The organism is Bradyrhizobium sp. (assembly GCF_049512235.1).
Taxonomy (GTDB): Bacteria; Pseudomonadota; Alphaproteobacteria; order Rhizobiales; family Xanthobacteraceae; genus Bradyrhizobium.
The window spans coordinates 1-4,456 of sequence record NZ_JBEKXH010000511.1 but is presented as its reverse complement, the minus strand read 5'-3'; the positions used below and the strand labels follow the sequence as shown (position 1 = coordinate 4,456).

The 4,456-nt window shown below is 60.9% G+C and carries 5 protein-coding genes; 4 read left to right on the top strand and 1 reads right to left on the bottom strand.

Annotated features, from left to right (window positions below; translation table 11 throughout):
• The 4 genes from ABSG20_RS30705 to ABSG20_RS30690 form a co-directional block, all read left to right on the top strand.
• The coding region (locus ABSG20_RS30705) for an MBL fold metallo-hydrolase (RefSeq protein ID WP_423868211.1) at nucleotides 1-947 on the top strand (947 nt) is incomplete at its 5' end.
• 250 nt (nucleotides 948-1,197) lie between these two features.
• Complete coding sequence (locus ABSG20_RS30700; RefSeq protein WP_423868210.1) at nucleotides 1,198-1,632, top strand: DUF305 domain-containing protein; 435 nt, start codon at nucleotides 1,198-1,200, stop codon at nucleotides 1,630-1,632.
• Between the two features lie 30 nt (nucleotides 1,633-1,662).
• Nucleotides 1,663-3,129: a YncE family protein gene (locus ABSG20_RS30695; RefSeq protein WP_423868209.1), complete on the top strand. Its 1,467-nt coding sequence runs from the start codon at nucleotides 1,663-1,665 to the stop codon at nucleotides 3,127-3,129.
• Nucleotides 3,130-3,279: 150 nt separating this feature from the next.
• Nucleotides 3,280-3,744, top strand: a complete 465-nt coding sequence (locus ABSG20_RS30690) for a nuclear transport factor 2 family protein (protein WP_423868208.1) — start codon at nucleotides 3,280-3,282, stop codon at nucleotides 3,742-3,744.
• A 103-nt stretch (nucleotides 3,745-3,847) separates the two neighbouring features.
• On the opposite strand, the gene ABSG20_RS30685 is transcribed toward ABSG20_RS30690, so the two are convergent.
• On the bottom strand, nucleotides 3,848-4,456 hold a 609-nt coding region (locus tag ABSG20_RS30685), incomplete at its 5' end, for a sensor histidine kinase (RefSeq protein WP_423868207.1).

Genomic DNA, 4,456 nt, shown 5'->3' with positions numbered 1-4,456 from the left:
TGTCGCGACGGCACTTTTGCCTGTGCTGCGTCGGAAGTGCGGCCTGCGCGGCCACGGCAGGATGGCTCACACCCCGCCAAGCGTTCGCCGAGGCACGCGGCATCGTCAGTCTGATCAAGGACAGCGCCGCGGTATCGCCCATCGTGACGCACAAGCTGCGAAACAAGATCAGCGTGCTGGAAGGTTCGGGCGGTAACATCGCCGTTCTGACGGGCTCCGACGGCAAGGTGCTTATCGATGCCGGCATCGGCGTGTCGCGCCCTCAAATCACCAGGGCGCTTGACGCCCTCGGCGCCGATCCCGTCACCCATCTCGTCAATACGCACTGGCACTTCGATCATGCCGACGGCAACGCGTGGCTGCATTCGGCCGGCGCCAAGATCATCGCGCAGGAGAACACGCGCAAGTATCTGTCTGAGGTTCAACGCGTCGAAGACTGGGATTATAACTTCCTGCCGCTGCCATCAGGCGGACTTCCCAGCGAGGTTTTTTCAAGCGAGCACAGTCTAAAGCTCAACGGCTTGTCGATCGACCTGCGGCACTATGGCCCCGCGCATACCGACAGCGACATTTCCGTCACATTTGCCGAGGCCAACATCGTTCACGTCGCGGATACCTTTTGGAACGGCATTTATCCGTTCATCGACTATTCAACCGGCGGTAGCATCGACGGAATGATCGCGGCGTCCGATGCCAATCTGGCGGCAACAACGAACGACACCATCATCATTCCGGGTCATGGAAAGCCCGTTGGAAACAAGGCCGAACTGAGGGAATTCCGCGACATGCTGGTTGCGACCCGGGACAACGTTGCAAAGCTCAAGAAGCAGGGCCGATCACGCGACGAGACGGTCGCAGCCGGGCCGACTGCTGCCTTCGATGCGAAATGGGGTCAGTTCGTCATCGATCCCGCCTTCTTCACAAGGCTGGTCTATCAGGGCGTTTGAGCGCGGCAATCACACCCGCCACACCACGGATGATTTTGACATCGAGGTTGAAATGACAGTGACTCAAGTTGCCCGTATGGTAATCACCAGTGAAACGCTGACCTTCACGCTGCCCGATCCGGAAAAACAACAGATAGGAAAAGCGGGCGAAGCGATCTAAATAGAGGGGCGGATCCCCGCCGATCGAGATGCTCTCGATGGTGTCGTGTTGTATCGGGCGCGACTTTTGAGGCGACCGCCGGAGGCTGGTATGACTTTTTGCAGGAAACTTCGGCCGCTGCTGCTGGTCACGGGGCTATTGCTGACATCGTGTTGCGCGGCGCCGCAATCGCTGGCCGATTATATTGCCGCGCTCTGTGCGACGCCGTTTCGTTCCTCGCCTCCGGACGAAGCGCCGTTCCTGGCCGACAATGTCGGCGCGATGACGAAGATGATGATCGACATGGGCATTCGGCCGTCGGGAGATGTCGACCGGGATTTCGTGGCCTTGATGACGCCGCACCATCAGGGCGCGATCGAGATGGCGCTCGCCGAGTTGCGTTACGGCGATAACCAGCGGCTGCGGCGGATGGCACAGGAGATCATCATCACCCAGCAACAGGAAATCGCGGCGATGCGATCGGCGATCAGCCAGTCAGTCCCGCCTTCCCCCGCGGAACGCATCGATGGAAATTCCGGTCTTTAGCATTCGACCGAATAGGCAGGGAATAGCGCCATGAAGCCCATTGCAATTGGAATCGTACTGCAAGCCGCAATCGCACTGCTTGCCGCGCACAGCGCCAGCGCGGGCCAGGCGCCGGGTCTGGCCTCGGATCCGGATGTACCCATCAGCCATCGCGATCGCGTCTACGCCGCGGAGCAGTTCTCGAACACTGTTTCCGTGAGCGATCCGGTCGACAACAGGCTGCTCGGCGTGATCCGTCTGGGCGATCCGCAGCCGGGCAATCTCAGTCCGCTCTACCGCGGCCAGCTGCTGGTACACGGCCTTGGCTTCTCACCGGATCACCATACCATAGCCATCGTGTCGATCGGTTCGAACTCGGTTACCTTCATCGACACGGCAACCAACGCCGTCAAGCACACGACCTATGTCGGCCGCTCGCCGCACGAGGTCTTCTTCACGCCCGATGGGAAGGAAGTGTGGGTTACCGTCCGCGGCGAGAACTATGTCAGCGTCTTGGACGCGGTGACCTACGAGGAGAAGACCCGGATTACCCTTCCCAATGGTCCGGGAATGCAGATCTTTTCGCCGGATGGGAAGTACGGATACGTCTGCTCGTCCTTCACTCCGGAGACCGAGGTGGTTTCCGTCACCGATCACACGATCGTCGGCAAGGTACAGCAGGCAAGCCCGTTCTGTCCCAACATCGCAGCAACGCCCGACGGTTCGCAGGTTTGGTTTACGCTGAAGGACATCGGCAAGACCCAGGTCTTCGATGCGCGTCCGCCTTTCAGGGTCCTGAAGACGCTCGACACCGGTCCGATCACCAACCATGTCAATTTCGTGCACACCGCGCGGGCCACGCTGGCCTATATAACGATCGGCGGATTGAACGAGGTGCAGGTGTTCCGCACCGACGACTTCAGCAAGGTTGCGACCATCCCGGTCGGGAAGCTGCCGCATGGGATCTGGCCGTCGGGCGATGGCTCGCGAGTTTATGTCGGGCTGGAGAATGATGACGAGCTTGTCGCGATCGATACAAGGACAAATACGGTGATCGCGACGTTGCCGATCGGCCAGGCGCCGCAGGCGCTCGCCTATGTGACGAATGCCGTGCCCGAAGGAACCGGAACGAACGGCCTGCAACCGCTCGGCATCGCCGGCCAAGCTGTCCACCTCATGATGGTGTCGACGGCGGCCAAGCCAGCGGCCGGCGCGCAGGCGCCGACCAGTGTCGCGCTGTTCGATCAGGGATTGACCCAAATGCTGGAAGCCTCCGTCACCGGGCTTGAGGCGAAGCAGCCCTATATGCTCGCGCTGGCGCAACGTGCGGATGGCTCCGGAGCGCTTGAGCCGCTGGCGAGCTTCATGACGAACCCGGCCGGCGCGGCGATCGTGAATGCGGTAGGCCCGATCCGCCAGCTCGTCCGCGGCGAAGGCGACACGCCGCGTCGTTATCTGGTGATCGTGCCCGGCGCGACGACGGGCGCGGCAAAGCCCGTCCAGCTGCAGGCACCCTAGAGCGTTTTCGAGCGAAAGCCTGCCCCGGACGTGATCCGGGGTGGGGACCGGTTCGCGTGAAGAAAACGCGTCAAAACAAAAGCCAGAGCCTGGTTCTGAGGCAATCAGAACCGATCAGGCTCCAGGCGGCAACCAGCAGAGGAGATTGCAATGTCCCGGCCCCCCGTTCCTCCCTTTGTGCTTGAAACAGCGATCGAGAAGGTCAGACTGGCCGAAGATGGCTGGAACAGCCGCGATCCGGCCAAGGTCGCGCTCGCTTATACGATCGAAACGCGCTGGCGAAACCGCGCCGAGTTCGTGAACGGGCGGCCGGCGGTCGAATCCTTTCTTGCCCGAAAGTGGGCCAGGGAGCTCGACTACCGCCTGATCAAGGAGCTATGGGCCTTCACGGGCAACCGCATTGCCGTGCGCTTCGCCTATGAATATCGCGACGACAGCGGCAACTGGTTCCGGGCCTACGGCAACGAGAACTGGGAATTCGCTGAAGACGGTCTGATGGGCCGCCGGCACGCCAGCATCAACGAGCATCCGATCAGGGAGGCCGATCGAAAGTTCTTCTGGCCGCTCGGCCGCCGCCCAGATGACCATGCCGGCCTCAGCGACTTCGGCTTTTAGCGCACAACCCAAAAAGGAGGGAAATGGCCTTCCGAACAGGTCACGCTGAAGCAAGACGGTGAGATCATATCGAATCCAACTTATCGGATCCATGCAACTGGATTCATTCGGCCGCACAATCGTTTTGGGTGCCCGAACGTTCCGCGGCGTCGGACATGGTTTGAGCCGGGATCACGATTTCGAATCGCGTGCCGGATTCTTCGACGACGTCGAGTTGGCCACCCACCTGCCTGACAAAAGCCTGTACAATCCGTGATCCCAGACCGTTGCGGCGCGATGACCAGCACGCCGGCAGTCCGCGGCCGTTGTCGGCGACCGACAGGACGAGGTCTCCGTTGCGCCGCGCCATCGCCACGGTGATGACAGCTTGACCATTGACGCCTTCGAACGCGTGTTTTATCGCGTTGGTCACCAGTTCATTCACCACAAGTCCGACGGGAATTGCAATATCCGCGGACAAGGAAACCGGCTCCGTCTCGACCGTCAGACGGATCCCGCGCTCGCTCGACAAAAGGCTGCTTTCTATATGGACGCAGAGGCTGCGGATATAGTCGGCGAAATCGATTTCACCCAAAATACGGCCCTGATAGAGACTGGTGTGCAATTCGGCGATGGTCAGGATGCGCTCGCGAGCCGCATCGAGATGCCGCCGGATATTGGGATCGTCCCTGCTCGCAGATGACTGGAGACGAAGCATGCTGGCGACGATGGT

Coding starts and splice junctions, on each gene's coding strand:
- ABSG20_RS30700 (WP_423868210.1), top strand. CDS start 1,198: ATGACTTTTTGCAGGAAACTTCGGCCGCTGCTGCTGGTCACGGGGCTA.
- ABSG20_RS30695 (WP_423868209.1), top strand. CDS start 1,663: ATGAAGCCCATTGCAATTGGAATCGTACTGCAAGCCGCAATCGCACTG.
- ABSG20_RS30690 (WP_423868208.1), top strand. CDS start 3,280: ATGTCCCGGCCCCCCGTTCCTCCCTTTGTGCTTGAAACAGCGATCGAG.